Here is a 15,639-nt window from a genome sequence, read left to right on the forward strand (position 1 = left end):
GTACCGGCCGGGGCCGCGAGCGGACATGATCTCCTGGGCGATGTCATCACCGCACCTCACCCAGGAGGTCCACCATGCACCGTCGCGCCCACCTGATCGCCGCCGCCCTGGCCGCCGCCTCCATCGTGCCGATCGCCGCACCGGGCGGCACGACGACCGGGCTGGTGGACCGGGTGCACAACGTCAGGGACACGGTCATCGAGGCGGGCTCGCGCTTCCACGGCCTGGCCGAGATCCTCACGGGCGTCAGCTTGCACAGCACGCTCCCGCTCTGACCGTTCCCGCCGGACGCGCGTGACCGTAGGGCGGCCGATCACGCGTGGAACGACTCTTTGGCCAGCCGCCTCAACCGCACCTCGTCGATGTCGTGCCCGAGGCCCGACTGCGTCAGCGGGACGGCGATCATCCCGGCGCTGGCGCCCACGATGGGCGTGACGATCTGGTTCTGCCGCGGCGGCTGCGTGACGTCGCACGGCAGCGTGCACCCCGGCAGGCTCGCCACCGCCACCGTCGCCGCCCTGGCCAGCCCGGCGCCCTGGCCGCCCGTGCACTGGATGTCCCAGCCCGCGGCGGCGGCCCGGTCGTGCGCCCGCCTGACCTCCGACAACGACGAGAACGCGGCCGGCCGCAGCAGCAGCACGCGCGCGGCCCGCAGCGCCAGGTAGTCGTCCAGCTCCGCCGTCGAGCCGACCTCGACCGCCACCGAGGCGGCCACCTGGTCCTGGAGCGCGGCGTGGGCGTAGCGGTCGGAGGTGGCGAAGGGCCGCTCGATGACCCCGAGGCCGTAGGAGTCGAGCGCGACGAGCTGGCCGAGGTCGGTGTAGGCGTTGCCGCAGTCGACGGCCAGGGTCAGCGCGGGGAACGTCTGCCGCACCGCGCGTACGGGCTCGACGTCCCAGCCGGGCCTGATGTCGAGCGTGACGTGCCCGTATCCGGCGCAGATCTGCTGGTTGACCCGGGCCACGAGGCTCTCCACGGACGCGTCGGGGGCCAGGCGCACGGTCGCCATGAGGGACGTGCGGGTGCCGCCGATCGCCTCGGCGAGTGGCACGCCGCGCATCCGCGTCCACAGGTCCCAGCAGGCCATGTCGACCGCGGGGTCACCGCTCGGCACGGTGTCGGGATGCTCCCAGTCGACCCCGATCAGCAGCGCCGCCAGGCTCTCCTCCAGCTTGGACCAGGTCTTCCCCCCGGGCGCGGTCGCCTCGCCCCACCCGGTCATGCCGCCGTGGTCGGTGAGCTTGACGAGCAGGCTCTCCGACCTCCTGCCGTAGGGCAGGACCAGCCGGAAAACCTCAAGCTCCCGCACTCGCGGCATGTACCCCCCTTTTATGACGCGGCTCCCTCCATAGTGCCCGCTCCGGCGGCCGGCACAAAACGGGGGGCCAGCAGGAACGCCATCACGGCCAGGACGACGGTGAACACGAGACCGGCCAGGTAGCTGCCGCCCGCCGCGGTGAACAGGGCGCCGCTGACCGCCACGGCCACCACGGTGAACACCGACTCACCCACGCCCACGGCCGCGCTGTTCTGGCCCTCCTCGCCCTCCTTGGACATCTCCAGCACCAGCACGGACACGGTCGGGTGCAGCACGCCGATGCCGAGCCCGGCGACGGCCATGGCGACGTACGCGACCGCGAGCGGCATCGAGTCGACGAGCACGAGCGTCACCATCGCGATCCCGACGGCGATCATGGCGGCGCCGCCGCGGACGGCGGCCATGTTGCCGATCGTGCCGCGGCCCTTGATCCAGGAGCCGGTGGACCAGCCCAGCGCCCCGATGGTGAGCACGATCCCGGCCCCGGTGGCGGACAGGCCGCGCTCGTTCATCAGCATGAGCGGGATGAGCACCTCGGCCGCCATGAGCGAGCCGTAGGCCAGGCCGCGCAGGACGGGCGCGCTGGGCAGGCCGCGGGCGGCCCGGAGCGAACCGGGGAGCAGCAGCTTGGGCAGGGCCACGGCCAGCAGGACGACGCCGATCGCGAGCAGGGGCAGGCCGGCCAGTTTGAGCGCGCTGCCGTACTGGATGAGGGCGGCGGCGACGGCGGTCACCGTGGCCCAGACGAGCTTGCGGCCGAGGCCGGGGGCGGGCTCGGCGATGCCGTTCTCGATGGCCCGGCCGGCGGTGCCGCGCCACAGCAGCAGCGCCGACGGGATGACGATCAGCGTGACGCCCAGGAAGATCCACCGCCAGTCGGCCTTCTCCACCACGAAGCCGGCGATGGCCGGGCCGACCATCGAGGGCACCACCCAGGCCGCCGAGAACAGCGCGAACACCTTGGGATGCAACGCCCCCGGATAGACCCTGGCCACCAGGACGTACAGGGCCACCTGGGTCAACCCGGTGCCCAGCCCCTGGACGAACCGGCCCGTCACGAACAACTCCATCGTGGGCGCGAACCCGGCCAGCAGCAGCCCGGCCACGAACGTCACCACGCCCACCCCAATGGGCTGGAGCGGCCCCCGCACGTCGCTCCACCGCCCGCCCAGCACCGTCGCGATCACACTGGCCGCCAGGGTGGCGCTGAAGGCCAGGTTGTACAGGGGCATGCCGTCCAGCTCCCGCGCCACCACCGGCATCGCCGTGGCCACCGCCATCGCCTCGAAGGCCAGCAGCGTGACCAGCGCGACCAGGCCGACGCTGAGGGCCCGGTAGCGCGGCGACAGCACGCCGGCCGGGGCCGCCACGGTTTGTTCAACAGTCGTTGTCATGCTCGGCAACGTATGGCGAAGCCCCAGGTCGGCACATCGGGCGCGGGGCCTAGGCATTTAGCCCTAAGGCGGGCCCGCGCCCTCGGGCATGTGGGCCTCGATTCCGTCGAGGAGCAGCTCCAGGCCGTATCGGAAGCGACTCTCCCCGTCGTCGGCTGACGAGCGCGTCCACGCGTTTGCTCAGGTACGGGAAACGGTCCGGCGGCAGCGCCCGATGGTAGCCGGTGAGACGCCGACTTCTTCGGTACGGTCTGGCGCATGATCTTCCTGATCAACCGCGACTCCCCTCAGCGCATCAGGTTCGACCCGGTCAAGCGTGCGACACAGCCCCAGCTCACGGCCTACATCGTGAGTCTGGGGCTTCTTGTCGTTTGCCGTTGTTCAGAGGCATGCGTCGGCAGCGTGCTGACCTTGTGCTGACCCCTTCTTGTAGGGCCGCGATCGCAGGTATTGACGCCGGTCGTGCGAGAGTTCAGGCTCGCAGGTGCGCAAGGAGTCGCAAGCCCCAAACGTAGGAGACCGTCATGGCGCTAGCGTTCTACGGCAAGGACCCCAACAACCCGGGCAACAACTGCCCGGCCGTCTTCAGGGACCCCGGTACGGGTGACTTCTTCTTCCAGGGCGCGACCGTAACGGACCCGGAGATACTCGCGTGGGTCAACGACAAGAGCCCGATTCTGGACAGCGAATCAGTTGTGCGCCTTCCTGCGCGCATGATCGGGATCATCATGGAGGCGTGCCGTGGCGGACTTCAGCGAACTCCTGGCGGCGTGTGAGCGCACCGCGTTCAAGCTGGAGATGCGAGACCAGTACATGACCGGTGACCCTGGCTATCTGGCCTGGGAAGCTGGCGATGTCGATGAGGCTGTCCGTCAGTATTCGGACTGGGCAGCCACCGCACGGGCTGCTGTCACACGCGGTGTGGCCATGCATCGGGTCCGCATCGTGTCAGAACCTGTCAGCACCTACATCACCTTCGAGCACGCGGTTACTCCCGGCGTAAATCTGTCCGCCGGGGAGGTGATCAGGTGGCTCCCTCGGCGCTTGGCGTCTGGCCTGACCCTGCCAGGGAACGATGTGTGGATCTTCGATGACAGGTTGGTTCAGTTCTGCCATTTCGCCGGGGATGGCGCGTGGGTCTCCAACGACGAAACCGATGACGCCACCACGGTGAAGCTCTGTGCTGCCGCCTTCGCGGCGGCATGGGAACGGGCAACCGATCATGCGGAGTATCGGATCTGAGCGAACTGCTGATCACACCGGTCTCATAGATCCATGCACAGTTCACCCTCGCCCAGCTCCAGCGCTCAGGCGGCCAGGCAAGCGCTTGCACTGCGGCTACGCGATATCCGACTTGACGCCCGCCTCAACGCCAGGGCGCTTGCGGCCCTTGCTGGTTGGCACGAGTCCAAAACCTCTCGGATCGAAAACGCCAAGAAGCAGCCGTCCGAAAGCGACCTGGCCTCCTGGGTACAAGCGTGTGGAGTGCCCGGCCTGCTGCCTGAGTTGGTTGCTGAGCTACGTGCGGTTGACTCGGCATGGCTGGACTGGCGGCGAGCGGAGAAGACCGGCCTGACCCATCTCAACGTCGCGGTGCGCGAGTTGTACGAACGTACCCGGCTCTACCGTTCGTACTGCCAAGACGTCATTCCAGGGCTCCTTCAGACGGCCGGGTACACCACGGCGACGTTGGCGGCCATCCGCGACGGCAGAAAGGTACCGGTGGATGATGTCACCGATGCCGTCGCTGAGCGCCTGGCCCGTCAGCACATCCTTTACGAGGGCAATCACCGATTCGTCTTCATCTTGGAGGCGGCAGCGCTCACCTATCGACGTGGCGGGCCTGAGGTGATGATCGGACAGCTCGGATATCTGCTGGAGGCCATGGCGCTGCCCTCTGTGTCCCTGGCTGTGATACCGCCCTACGCGGAGCGTGCGGGCCGCTGGCCTGTCGAGAACTTCTACATCTTCGATGACGTCCAGGCCAACGTGGAGCTGGTCTCCGGCTTTCTTACGATCACTCAACCGCGAGAGATCGAGATGTACGCTGAGACCTTCATGCGCTTCCACGAAATAGCCATTTTCGGTCGAGAAGCCCGAGCCCTAATCAAGCGAGCGATGGACTCCCTTGAGTAACCGTCCGCAAGTATCCGCAAGTTTGTAGAGTCGTCGAAACGCTCTCTCCTACCGTCGAGGGCATGGCGGGCACACACACCACAGATTCGGACGCTGACCTGCTCTGTCAGCCGATCTCGGAGGAGGCGGCGACAGCCCAGAACGCTGCCCTCAACCGCGTCATCACGCACCTGACGGCACGCGGTATCCACGCGCAATTGATCAAGCGTCGTGCCGACCGATGCGAAATCAAGCCCTACAGCAGCACCGAAACGCTCTGGCATCCACCGCAGCTCATCATCTTCGCCAACGCCGGATGGAAGGTCGCGACGGTATCCGTCGGGGAACGCTCCGGTAGCTACATGATCGAACTGCCGAGCGTCGAGGCAGACAACGAGCCGCAGTCCACCAGTGTGGAAGTCGTCCCAGCAGCCCAGCCACAACGCGTGGGCCTGCTGGTCGCGCAGAACGCGGGGAACAGCATGGCCGCCGGAAACCTCGACGAACTGGCCGAAAGGCTCTCCAAGCAACGGAGGGCGTAGTGGGCACCAGCAAGACGGCCCGCCCCGCAGCCGTCCACGTTCCCGAACTCGTCTGGATCGTCCGTGACAAGCGGACCCAGTACGGCATGCTCGGGTGCATCAAGGCATTCTCCATCCACGACCAAGGCGACTGCTGGCGCCTCGACCCCCGACTGCCCGCCCGCGATGGTGTCGCATACCCGTCCCAAGAATTCAGGGAAACGGAAGACGCGAAGGCATCGGCAGCGACAATCCGTACGGAGTGGCTGAAGGACGCACAAACGCCCTACGAAGGACAATTTAGCTGCGCTCCCTAGACGCGCCCCCGGCTAAGCAGGCGCCGCTCTTAGCTGGGAAGCCAACGGCCCCGATCAGGTTTCGGCGCTGACGTTCGCGCTGTCGTTCCTGCTGCCGCGCCGGGCCAGGCCCGAACAACCGCACGGTGCCTGACCCGCGCGGGCCCGCACCTTACGGGGCGGAGTGGCGTTCGGCCCACCGGACGAGGTCCCGCCGCTCGATCGCGGCCGCCATCAGGTCGGGGAAGGCGTCGGGCGTGCACGCGAACGCGGGCACGCCCATCGCGGCCAGCGCGGCGGCGTTCTCGTGGTCGTAGAACGGCGCGCCCTCGTCCGACAGCGCCAGCAGCACGATCACCTGGACGCCCGCCTGCGTCATCGCCGCCACCCGGCGCAGCATCTCCTGCCTGATCCCGCCCTCGTACAGGTCGCTGATCAGGATGAAGATCGAACCGGCCGGCCGGGTGATGAGGCCCTGGCCGTAGGCGACGGCCCGGTTGATGTCGGTGCCGCCGCCGAGCTGGGTGCCGAACAGCAGCTCCACCGGGTCATGCAGCTTGTCGGTGAGGTCCACCACCGCCGTGTCGAACACCACGAGCGACGTCTTCAGCGACCGCATCGACGCCAGCACCGCCCCGAACACGCTCGCGTAGACCACCGAGGCCGCCATCGACCCGCTCTGGTCGATGCACAGCACCACCTCGCGCTGCACCGAGCGCTGCCTGCGGGCGTAGCCGACGAGCCGGGAGGGGACGACCGTGTTCCGCTCGGGCAGGTAGTTGCCGAGGTTCGCCCTGATCGTACGGTCCCAGTCGATGTCGGCCACCCGCCGGGGACGATGGGTCCTGGCCGAACGGTCGAGCGCGCCCGTCACCGCCGCCCTCGTCCGCTGGGCGAGCCTGCGCTCCAGCTCCGCCACCACCTTGCGCACCAGCGCCCTGGCTGACTCGCGGGCCTGGTCGGGCATGACCTTGTTGAGCGCCAGCAGGGTGCCCGCCAGGTGCACGTCGGGCTGCACGGCCTCCAGCATCTCGGGCTCGAGGAGGAGCCTGGTGAGGTCGAGGCGCTCGATCGCGTCCTTCTGCATGACCTGGACGACGGTGGACGGGAAGTACGTACGGATGTCGCCCAGCCACCGGGCCACTTTCGGGGCCGAGGCGCCCAGCCCGCCCTCCCGGCCCGCACCGTCGGGGCCGCCCCGGTCGTAGACGGCCGCCAGCGCCGCGTCCATCCGCGCGTCCGCGCCTTCCAGGCCGTGCCCGGTGCCGTCGGCCGGGCCGCCGCCCAGCACCAGCCGCCACCGCCGCATCCGCTCATCCGCCGCGCTCATGTGCCCGTCCTCCCGATGATCAGGCGGACGGTGGCGGCGGCCGCCGCGGCGCGCCGCTCGTCCAGGCCGGGCCCGCCCCGCCCATCGTCGTGTCCGTCGTCGTGTCCACCGTCGTGTCCACCGTCGGGGCCCGCAGAGCGGAGCCGCTCTCCGATGGCCCGGCGCTCCGGCGCCTCGAAGGCGCCGAACGTACGGCGCAGCAGCGGCAGCACATCGGTGAACTGCTCCGGCGGCAGCCCGGTCAGCCAGCCGTCCACCAGCCCCAGCAGGCGCGCGTCGTGCACCAGCAGCAGCCCGCCCCCGCCCAGGAACCCCTCGACCCACGCGGCCGACCGCGCCGGGACCTGCCCCCTGGACATCGCCCTGGACATGCGGTCACCGGCATCGTCCAGCTCTCCGGCGTCCAGCAGGATCCTGGTGAGCCGCCCCTCGATGAGCCCGTGCAGGTCGTGCCGGTCGCTGATGCCGCGCAGCGTCGCCATCCACCGCTCCCGCGCGCGCGACCCATCGGCGGCGCCGTCGGCCGGCAGCGCGACGGCCGAGTGGACCGCGTCCACGTGTTTGAGCAGGTCGGCCGCCGCCTCGTCGGCCACCCCCGTGACGGCGACCGGCAGTCCGACGCAGATCCGTTCCAGCATCGACCGGACGATCACCGCCAGCCCCTCCGCCGACGTCCCCCGTACGTCGCCGTACCGGTGTGCCCGCACCATCGCGGGCAGCGCCGCCATGAGCCGCGTGACGTCGGTGTCGAGCGCGGCCTTGGCCGACAGAGCCGCCAGCACCCCGGGCAGCGCCTCCGGCAGGTCGGCCAGCAGGCACCGCTCCACCAGCGACGTCAGATCGGCCAGCGTCGCCGACGCGGCCCCCGCCAGGTCACGCGCGCGCTGCGCGGCGGCGGCGCGCACGGTCGTGCCCAGGGCGGCGTGCTCGATGAGCGCGAGGTCGTGCTCGGGACGCCACCGCAGGGTCCACGACTCCCTGAACGTCCCCTTGCCGCGCGCCTGCCCCGGCGTGCCCCAGTCGACCTCGAGCAGCCTCAGCCGGTGCAGCAGGTGGCTGCGGTCGAGGTCGAGGGGCTTGCGCAGGTCGAGGTCGATCTCGCGGTCGGGAGCCTCGGGCTTGAGCTTCAGCCGCCGCTGCCGCTCGCGCAGGTCGCGCTGGAGCGGCACCATCGGGGTGCCGTCGGAGACGTGGCCGAGCCGGTCGCCGACGACCAGGCGCCGCTGGATCAGCTCGACGGCCAGGTCGTCGCCCTCGCACAGCACGGCCCTGGCCGCCTCGGTGACCTCGCCCAGCCCGGCCAGCGGCCGTCCACGCAGGGCCGCCAGGCTGTCGGCCAGCCGGACGGACTCGATGACGTGCGCCGACGACACCGGCAACCCCTCGTCGCGCAGCACCGCCGCGGCCTCGGTGAGCCACCGTTCCACGGGCCGGTCGGGCGTCTCGAACAGGTGGTGGTACCAGCCGGGCGAGGTGATGCCCGCGCCGTAGCCGCTCCACGAGGCCAGCCGTCCGTACGTCCACGGCACCCACGTCAGCTCGGCCTTCACCTTCGGCAGGCCGCGCAGCACGGCGTTGTCGGAGGCGGCGGACGGCAGCGGGCCGGTCAGCGCGGGCACGTGCCAGGCGCCGCAGATCACCGCGACCCGGCCGAAGCCCTGCTTGAGCACCGCGCGCAGGGTCCTGCGCATGTACGCCTCGCGCCTGGCCTCCCGCTCGCCGGGCACGTGGCCGTCGCGTACGGCGGCCATGACCTCGGCGATCACCTCGAACGGCGTGTCACCGCCCCGGTGCTCGACGACGTCCTCCCACCAGCGCTCGGGATCGTCGTACCCGGCCGCGGCGGCCAGGGAGCCGATGGGGTCGATGGGGTCGGCGGACGGCGGGCCGGATCCGGACCGGGCGTCGGGGCCGGAGTCGGAGTCGGAGTCGGAGTCGAGGTCGAGGTCGGGGGCCAGGGAGTGGGCGGCGGGCAGGTCGCAGAAGCGCACCGGGATCCCGGCGGACGTGCCGTACAGGATCGCCTGCCACTCCGGCGAGAACACGGCGAACGGCCAGAACGCGGCACCCGCCCGTCCCCCGGGCACGTGCGCGAGCAGCGCGACCGGCGGTTCGAGGCCGGGCGCGTACGTGACGAGGGCGTCGGCCTCGGGCGGCCCTTCGATGAGGATCGCGTCGGGGCGCAGGCGGTGCAGCTCGCGCCGCACGGCCCGCGCCGAGCCGGGCCCGTGATGGCGTACGCCCAGCACGAAAACACCAGGACCGCCCCGCCCGGAGACGCCGGGACCGCCCGGGGCAGGGACATCCGGCCCACCCGGGACGGACACACCCGACCCACCCGGGGCGGGGACGACCGGTCGGCGCTGCGCGGTGATGCCCGGGTCGTCCGGGTGGGGGGCGTTCATGACACCTCGCGGCAGGCGCGGTAGAAGTCGCGCCAGTCGCCGCGCTCACGGACCACGGTCTCCAGGTATTCGCGCCACACCACCCGATCGGACACCGGCTCCTGCACCACCGCCCCCACGATCCCCGCCGCCACGTCGGACGGCCGCAGCACGCCGTCACCGAAGTGGGCCGCCAGCGCGATGCCGCTCACCAGCACCGAGATGGCCTCGGCCGTGGACAGGGTGCCGCTGGGCGACTTCACCTTCGTACGCCCGTCTTCGGTCACCCCCGCGCGCAGCTCCCTGAACACCGTCACCACCCGCCGGATCTCGTCCTGCCCCGTCGTCGTCGCGGGCAACTCCAGGGACCGGCCGAGCTGGGCGACGCGGCGGGCGACGATGTCCACCTCCTCCTCGGCGGAGGCCGGGACGGGCAGCACGACGGTGTTGAAGCGGCGGCGCAGCGCGCTGGACAGCTCGTTGACACCCCGGTCGCGGTCGTTGGCGGTGGCGATGACGTTGAAGCCGCGCTCGGCCTGCACCTCGCGGTTCAGCTCGGGGATCGGCAGCGTCTTCTCCGAGAGGACGGTGATCAGCGCGTCCTGCACGTCGGACGGCATGCGGGTCAGCTCCTCGACGCGGGCCACGCGTCCCTCGGCCATGGCGCGCATCACCGGCGACGGGGTGAGCGCCTCGATCGAAGGGCCCTCGGCCAGCAGCCGGGCGTAGTTCCAGCCGTACCGGATGGCCTCCTCGGCGGTGCCCGCGGTGCCCTGGACGAGCAGCGTCGAGTCGCCGCTGACGGCTGCGGCCAGGTGCTCGGACAGCCACGTCTTCGCGGTGCCCGGCACGCCGAGCAGGAGCAGCGCGCGATCGGTCGCCAGCGTGGCCACGGCCACCTCGACGATGCGGCGCGCGCCCACGTATTTGGGGGTGATGCGGTCGCCGTCGCCCAGGATGTACGTGGTCACGGCCCACGGCGACAGCCTCCAGCCCGGCGGCCTGGGACGGTCGTCGTCCTTCGCCAGGACGGCCAGTTCCTCGGCGTACTGGTCTTCCGCGTGCGGGCGCAGAACGGTCATGGGGCCAGCTCCTTGTACATGTCAGCACGGAAACGCAGCAGGGCGGCGACCTGCTGGACGGGCTCGGCGGGCGAGAAGTCCTCCGCCTGCTCGTACAGGGCCGGGTCGATGTGCTCGCCCGCCAGCTTGACGAGTTCGGCGAGGTTCCACGGCTGCGTCGTGTTCACCTTCACGATCTTGCGGAGGACGGCCGTGGCCAGGCCCTCGCGCCAGTGGGACGACACCCCGCCGAGCACCATGATCAACTGGCTGTCGAGGTCGTGGTCGTCCACGAACCTGGCGGCCAGCTCCTGCTGCTCCGCGGGCGGGAGGGCGTCGAGCAGGTCGGCGATCGGGTCCCAGCCGAACATGGCCCGCGCCCACCCGGGGTCCTTCTGCAGGACGGCGGCGCGTACCCAGGCGGCCTTCACCTCGGTGTCCCAGTCGGGGATCCGCATCGCGAGCAGCCGGGCGGGCGGGTGCTCCCAGACGGCGAGCGGGGCGCGGGCGATGATCTGCTGCAGCCACCAGGCGCGCTCGCCGGTGCCGCGGGGCGGCTTCGGGCGTACGCCGTCGCGTTCCATGGCCTGGTCGCAGGCCGTGGGTGCCTCGATGAGGATGACGTGGCCGGTGCCCTCGCGCCGGATCGTCACACAGGCGCGTACCCGCTCGGCCATCCGCCGCGACAGGCGCGCGGCAGGCAGGCGGGTGAGGAGGTTGGCGGCGGACTGGCGCACCTCGCGGCGGCGGTCGTCGAGCGCCCCTTCCAGGAACGGCTCGTCGTCGATGCTCAGCCCCTCGGCCAGCACCTCCACGAACTCGGCCCGGTCGTCGGGCGTCTCGCGCTCCCACGTGCTCTCCAGCAGCGCCCTGGCCTGGGCGGGATCGGCCGCCCTGAGCGCGCGCAGGTGGGCCCGCCGGTCGGCGGCGCCGCCCAGCTCCCACGTCTGGCCGGTCGGCTCTTCGAGGAGGTAGCCCCAGACCGGGTTGAGCCCGGCCAGCCAGCGGCCCCGCCGTCCGGCCAGCACGCCGAGGTGCCCTCTGATCGAACGGTCGCGGCGGCCGCGTTCGAGCAGCTCGGGCAGTACGTAGGCGGGCGCGCGGCGGCCGGTGGCCGCCGCCGCGGCCAGCCATTCGGGCAGCAGCCGCTCGTGCTCGCCGCCCAGGATCCGGACGAGTCGCTCGGCCGCCCGCCTGTCCACGGCCTGCCGTTCCTCGGCGGGAGCGCCCTCCTGCTCTCCCGCCTCCCCCGCCCGCCGCCCGGCCCGCCGCCGCGCCACCTCGACGGCGGCGGCCTGGAGCAGGTCGCCCTGGTGGGGCCGACGATCGGTGCCCACGAGCGCTGTCGAAACAAGATCATCCCACCCGCTCACGGGACCACCACCGACCCACCGCCGTACTGACCGCTCACCCGGCCACCACCGATCCCCTGCCGTACGAACTGTTCACCGGGCCACCACCGATCCCCCCGCCACGCGGACCCACCACCGATCCCCCGTCACGCGGACCGACCACCGGCCCACCGCCATGCGGACCCGTCACAAGATCACCGTCGTTCCTTCGTCGTCCCAGGTGGTCAGGGGGCGCAGACCGTGCGGGGTCCACTCGACGGCCACGGTCAGCGGGCGTCCTCCGGAGACGGCGATCAGCCGCCAGGGGTCGCGTGAACGCGGGTGGAGCGGAAGCCCGCCGATCGCCGTACGCTCGGGCACCACGCCGGTCAGGACCAGCGGCCAGGAGTCGGTCCACGGGTCGTCGGCCAGGGCCCCGGCGATCTCGTTGAGCGCCTCTTCCGGCAGCGCCCCGGACGGCGGCCCGGCACGCCCGGCCACGGGGAGGACGGCGTCCCCGGCCCCAGGCTCCGCGTCTCCGGCCGCACGGGCGGCGTCGCGTGGAGCCGCAGGGAGAGTGTCCTGGCGGGCCGTGGGCGAGGTGCCCTGGCGGGCTGTGGGCGAGGTGTCGTGGGGAGCCGTAGGCGAGGTGTCGTGGGGAGCCGTAGGCGAGGTGTCGTGGGGAGCCGTAGGCGAGGTGTCGTGGGGAGCCGTGGGCAGGGTGTCGTGGGGAGCCGTGGGCAGGGTGTCGTGGGGAGCCGTGGGCAGGGTGTCGTGGCGGGCTGCCACCAGGGCGCGCAGTGGCGCGGCGCCCGGGTAGTAGGCGAGGTCGGCGTCGATCGTGGTGCCCGTCACCAGGGACGCGTCCAGCGGGCGGCCCTGGGCGGCGAACGACAGGATCAGCGCGGGCCTGCCGGTGCGGTGTCCCCGCAGCCAGACGCGGCGGGCCGTCAGCCCGTCCTGTGCCTCGTCGCGGCGTCCCAGCACGTGCCAGTGGTCGCGTACCGTGGGGCCGACCAGCACCTCTTCCCGCGTGACGGGGAACCCGACGCGGATCAGCACGGTCTGCGCGAGCGGCTCCGGCAGCTCGGAGCGCCGCCGGTAGGCGACGGCGAGCAGGTTGATCAGCGCGTACTCCTCCAGGAGCCGCCCCGGCCAGCCCTCTTCCGCGCGCACCCGGGACAGCCGGGAGACGACCCCGGCCACGCCGGGGGCCTGGGCGTCGATGAGCCGCTTGGCCAGGCCGTCCCAGTCGTGCTCGACGGCCCCCACCAGCCCTTGGCGTATCTGGTCGGCCAGCCACCGCTCCAGCTCCACCAGCCCGGCGGCCACCCGCCCATGACGCGCCGCCCCCGCCGCACTCGACCCGGACCCCGCCCCCGACCCGGACCCGGCACTCCGAGCCCCGGCACCCATCCCGGCACCCGCACCGGCCGCGTACGTCCCGGTGTCGGCCACCGTTTCGGAGGTCTCGGCGTCCGCCCGGATCGCGCCGGTGCCGGCGTCAGCACGGGCGGCGTCGAGGCGGGCGGCGGCTTTCGCGGCCCGCTCGGCCCGGCCGTCGAGCCACTCCGTCACCCACTGCGGCGCGGCTTCCCGCGCGGGGATCCCGTCGGCCGACCAGAGGAGCAGGAGCCCGAGCGCATGCTTGCACGGGAACTTCCGGCTCGGGCAACTGCACCGGTAGGCGGGCTCGGTCAGGTCGACGCACGCCCGGTAGGGGACGGCGCCGCTGCCCTTGCACTCGCCGTACAGGACCGTGCCCGTCGTGCCGCGCGCCGACCACTTCGCGGGCGTCGCCACCCCCTGCGCCGCCTTCCTGGACGACGCGTCGGAGGCGAGGGCGAGCACCTGATCACGGCTCCACCGTTCGATCACCTGCCGCAGACTAGCCAGCCTGACCGACATTTCGCGCCACTCCCGCAACATCCGGAAGCGGGCCACGGTCACGTCCACGCCCACGTCCGCGATCACCACCCCCAGGCGTGCCCGGAGGTGGTGCGGCTGCGGGTTGTGGAGCGCCGTCCGCCTGGGACGTCCCCCTAGACTCTGCCTGTGGAGTTGTCGATCTATCCTGACGGGCCGTCCGTCGAGGTGGCCGACGAGGCGGCGGCGTTGGCCAGCGCGCTCGACGGCCAGCTCGTCCTCGACGGCGATCGTTTTCTGCGCAGGGACGTCACCGGCGCGCCTGTCGCCTTCGTCACCCGCCCGCCCGTGGCCGAGGCGCTTGACCTGCTCCCCCATCCTGAGGGCGGCTGGTTTCGCGAGACGTGGCGGTCGCCCGTGACGTTCGAGCCTGACGGGTACCCCGGGCCCCGGGCCAGCGCCACCGCCATCTACTTCCTGTTGCGGCCGGGCGAGGAGTCGGTGCCGCACGCGGTCAGGTCGGCGGAGCTGTGGTTGTGGCACCGGGGCGGGCCGCTCGACCTGACGATCGGGGACGAGACGGTCACGCTGGGGCCTGACGTGGAGCGCGGGCAGGTGCCGCAGGCGATCGTGCCGGGCGGGGTGTGGCAGTCGGCGCGTCCGGCGGGCGTGGAGGAGGTGCTGGTGACCTGCGTCGTCTCGCCCGGCTTCGACTTCGCCGACTTCACGGCTTGACTTGACAGCCTGACAACAAGACCGGCCTGCAGTCTGCGTCGCATGGCATATGAGCGAATCGTCCGTTCCGGCTCGCTCGCGGTAAATATTTGAAATGAAGTAATTTCATCGCAAAATGCAAACAAGTCGATATATTGATGTCCATGATCGCCATCGACGGGAAATTCATCAGCTCCGGAAATGTGCGGCTGTGGACCGAACGGTTCGGCGACCCCGGTGACCCAGTGGTGCTGCTCGTCATGGGCACCTCCACCCCCGGCCTGGGCTGGCCGGCCGAACTCGTGGGAACCCTTGTGTCCGGCGACCGGCAGGTGATCCGCTTCGACCACCGCGACACCGGCCGCTCCGACTGCGTCGACTTCACCGCGCACCCGTACACGCTGGCCGACCTGGCCGGTGACGCGCTCGCCGTGCTCGACGCGTACGACGTCACCCGCGCCCACGTGGCCGGCGCCTCACTGGGCGGCACGATCGCCCAGTGGCTGGCCGTACACCACCCCGAGCGGGTGGCGACCCTGACCGTCATCATGTCCGGCCCCATGGGCGCCGACGCCGGGCCCGCCTGGGCCCGCGCGCTGGCGGGGCGGGACCCCGACCCCGACGACCTGCCCCCGCCCGCCCCCCGCTTCCTCCAGCACCTCGCGCGCCTGGCCACCGCCCCCCGGGCCACCCGCGAGGAGATCATCGCGGCGAACATGGAGACCTGGCGGGTGCTGAACGGCGACGCGCTGCCCTTCGACGAGGCGGCGGCCCGGCGCCTGGCCGAGGAGTCCTTCGACCGTTCCGCGAACCCCGCCGCCGCGGCCAACCACGACCTGGCCGGGCGTGTGATGACCAAGGACCGGTGTGTCCCGCTGCTCACCGTACGGGCCCCCACGCTGGTCGTGCACGGCACCGAGGACCCCCTGCGCCCGCTCCCGCACGGGGCCGCGGTGACCGCCCAGATCCCGGACGCGCGACTGGAGACCATTGAGGGGATGGGCCACTCGTTCCTGTCGCCGGGGCTGCCGGGCCGGATCGCCGAACTCATCATTCGTCACACGAGTCAACAAACGAGTTGATGCGGAGTTGACAGCAGGGCCAAAGGGGCGGCTGTATTGCCGAGGCCCATTCCGGGAAAGGCGTTCCCGGGCACGGCACACCCCGGCGAAGGGAAATCCAGCCGCCCCCCGGCCCGACGAATTCCAGCGGTGCGACGGCCCGGTCCCGCGCGGCCCTGCGGCCGCCCGGCGATCCGCGCCGTCGCACCGCGCGACCTTGGGTTTTTTCCTGCGGGATGGTTGTCTGT

General features: G+C 71.7%; 16 protein-coding genes and 1 pseudogene. 10 read left to right on the forward strand and 7 right to left on the reverse strand.

The window, feature by feature from the left end; all coding sequences use genetic code 11:
- Nucleotides 1-74: 74 nt before the first annotated feature.
- Complete coding sequence (locus ACZ6S0_RS02945) at nucleotides 75-275, forward strand: hypothetical protein (RefSeq protein WP_465912892.1); 201 nt, start codon at nucleotides 75-77, stop codon at nucleotides 273-275.
- Nucleotides 276-313: 38 nt separating this feature from the next.
- Here ACZ6S0_RS02945 and ACZ6S0_RS02950 read toward each other — a convergent pair whose 3' ends face one another.
- Nucleotides 314-1,318, reverse strand: coding sequence for an enolase C-terminal domain-like protein (locus tag ACZ6S0_RS02950; RefSeq protein WP_465912893.1), 1,005 nt, complete (start codon nucleotides 1,316-1,318; stop codon nucleotides 314-316).
- Between the two features lie 11 nt (nucleotides 1,319-1,329).
- On the reverse strand, nucleotides 1,330-2,712 hold the full coding sequence (locus tag ACZ6S0_RS02955; RefSeq protein WP_465912894.1) for an MFS transporter: 1,383 nt from the start codon (nucleotides 2,710-2,712) through the stop codon (nucleotides 1,330-1,332).
- A gap of 258 nt (nucleotides 2,713-2,970) precedes the next feature.
- Here ACZ6S0_RS02955 and ACZ6S0_RS02960 point away from each other — a divergent pair, with 258 nt between their 5' ends.
- The 7 genes and pseudogenes from ACZ6S0_RS02960 to ACZ6S0_RS02990 all read left to right on the forward strand — a co-directional run bounded on the left by ACZ6S0_RS02960 (nucleotide 2,971) and on the right by ACZ6S0_RS02990 (nucleotide 5,665).
- Nucleotides 2,971-3,132 carry a hypothetical protein gene (locus ACZ6S0_RS02960; protein WP_465912895.1) on the forward strand — a complete coding sequence of 54 codons (162 nt, stop codon included), beginning with the start codon at nucleotides 2,971-2,973 and terminating at the stop codon, nucleotides 3,130-3,132.
- Between the two features lie 104 nt (nucleotides 3,133-3,236).
- Complete coding sequence (locus ACZ6S0_RS02965; protein WP_465912896.1) at nucleotides 3,237-3,488, forward strand: hypothetical protein; 252 nt, start codon at nucleotides 3,237-3,239, stop codon at nucleotides 3,486-3,488.
- Nucleotides 3,454-3,954, forward strand: a complete 501-nt coding sequence (locus ACZ6S0_RS02970) for a DUF6879 family protein (RefSeq protein WP_465912897.1) — start codon at nucleotides 3,454-3,456, stop codon at nucleotides 3,952-3,954. The genes ACZ6S0_RS02965 and ACZ6S0_RS02970 overlap by 35 nt, the downstream gene beginning before the upstream one ends.
- A gap of 33 nt (nucleotides 3,955-3,987) precedes the next feature.
- Nucleotides 3,988-4,194, forward strand: a pseudogene (locus tag ACZ6S0_RS02975) (helix-turn-helix domain-containing protein); the annotation flags it as partial.
- 3 nt (nucleotides 4,195-4,197) lie between these two features.
- Nucleotides 4,198-4,848 carry a DUF5753 domain-containing protein gene (locus ACZ6S0_RS02980; RefSeq protein WP_465913376.1) on the forward strand — a complete coding sequence of 217 codons (651 nt, stop codon included), beginning with the start codon at nucleotides 4,198-4,200 and terminating at the stop codon, nucleotides 4,846-4,848.
- Nucleotides 4,849-4,910: 62 nt separating this feature from the next.
- On the forward strand, nucleotides 4,911-5,369 hold the full coding sequence (locus tag ACZ6S0_RS02985) for a hypothetical protein (protein WP_465912898.1): 459 nt from the start codon (nucleotides 4,911-4,913) through the stop codon (nucleotides 5,367-5,369).
- Complete coding sequence (locus tag ACZ6S0_RS02990; protein WP_465912899.1) at nucleotides 5,369-5,665, forward strand: hypothetical protein; 297 nt, start codon at nucleotides 5,369-5,371, stop codon at nucleotides 5,663-5,665. The genes ACZ6S0_RS02985 and ACZ6S0_RS02990 overlap by 1 nt, the downstream gene beginning before the upstream one ends.
- 151 nt (nucleotides 5,666-5,816) lie before the next feature.
- Here the strand turns inward: ACZ6S0_RS02990 and ACZ6S0_RS02995 are convergent, their stop codons facing one another.
- The 5 genes from ACZ6S0_RS02995 to ACZ6S0_RS03015 all read right to left on the reverse strand — a co-directional run bounded on the left by ACZ6S0_RS02995 (nucleotide 5,817) and on the right by ACZ6S0_RS03015 (nucleotide 13,724).
- A complete protein-coding gene (locus tag ACZ6S0_RS02995) occupies nucleotides 5,817-6,974 on the reverse strand; it encodes a VWA domain-containing protein (RefSeq protein ID WP_465912900.1) in 1,158 nt (385 codons plus the stop codon).
- Nucleotides 6,971-9,379, reverse strand: a complete 2,409-nt coding sequence (locus ACZ6S0_RS03000) for a DUF5682 family protein (protein WP_465912901.1) — start codon at nucleotides 9,377-9,379, stop codon at nucleotides 6,971-6,973. The genes ACZ6S0_RS02995 and ACZ6S0_RS03000 overlap by 4 nt, the downstream gene beginning before the upstream one ends.
- Entirely contained in the window at nucleotides 9,376-10,440 is a 1,065-nt protein-coding gene (locus ACZ6S0_RS03005; protein WP_465912902.1) for an ATP-binding protein, read from the reverse strand. Before ACZ6S0_RS03005 ends, ACZ6S0_RS03000 begins: the two co-directional genes overlap by 4 nt.
- Complete coding sequence (locus ACZ6S0_RS03010; RefSeq protein WP_465912903.1) at nucleotides 10,437-11,756, reverse strand: DUF5691 domain-containing protein; 1,320 nt, start codon at nucleotides 11,754-11,756, stop codon at nucleotides 10,437-10,439. Before ACZ6S0_RS03010 ends, ACZ6S0_RS03005 begins: the two co-directional genes overlap by 4 nt.
- Before the next feature lie 201 nt (nucleotides 11,757-11,957).
- Entirely contained in the window at nucleotides 11,958-13,724 is a 1,767-nt protein-coding gene (locus ACZ6S0_RS03015; RefSeq protein WP_465912904.1) for an SWIM zinc finger family protein, read from the reverse strand.
- 81 nt (nucleotides 13,725-13,805) lie between these two features.
- On the opposite strand from ACZ6S0_RS03015, the gene ACZ6S0_RS03020 reads away from it, so the two are divergent.
- Nucleotides 13,806-14,351 carry a cupin domain-containing protein gene (locus ACZ6S0_RS03020; protein ID WP_465912905.1) on the forward strand — a complete coding sequence of 182 codons (546 nt, stop codon included), beginning with the start codon at nucleotides 13,806-13,808 and terminating at the stop codon, nucleotides 14,349-14,351.
- A gap of 143 nt (nucleotides 14,352-14,494) precedes the next feature.
- A complete protein-coding gene (locus ACZ6S0_RS03025; RefSeq protein WP_465912906.1) occupies nucleotides 14,495-15,412 on the forward strand; it encodes an alpha/beta fold hydrolase in 918 nt (305 codons plus the stop codon).
- Nucleotides 15,413-15,639 lie beyond the last annotated feature (227 nt).

The organism is Nonomuraea sp. NPDC051298, from assembly GCF_055586305.1.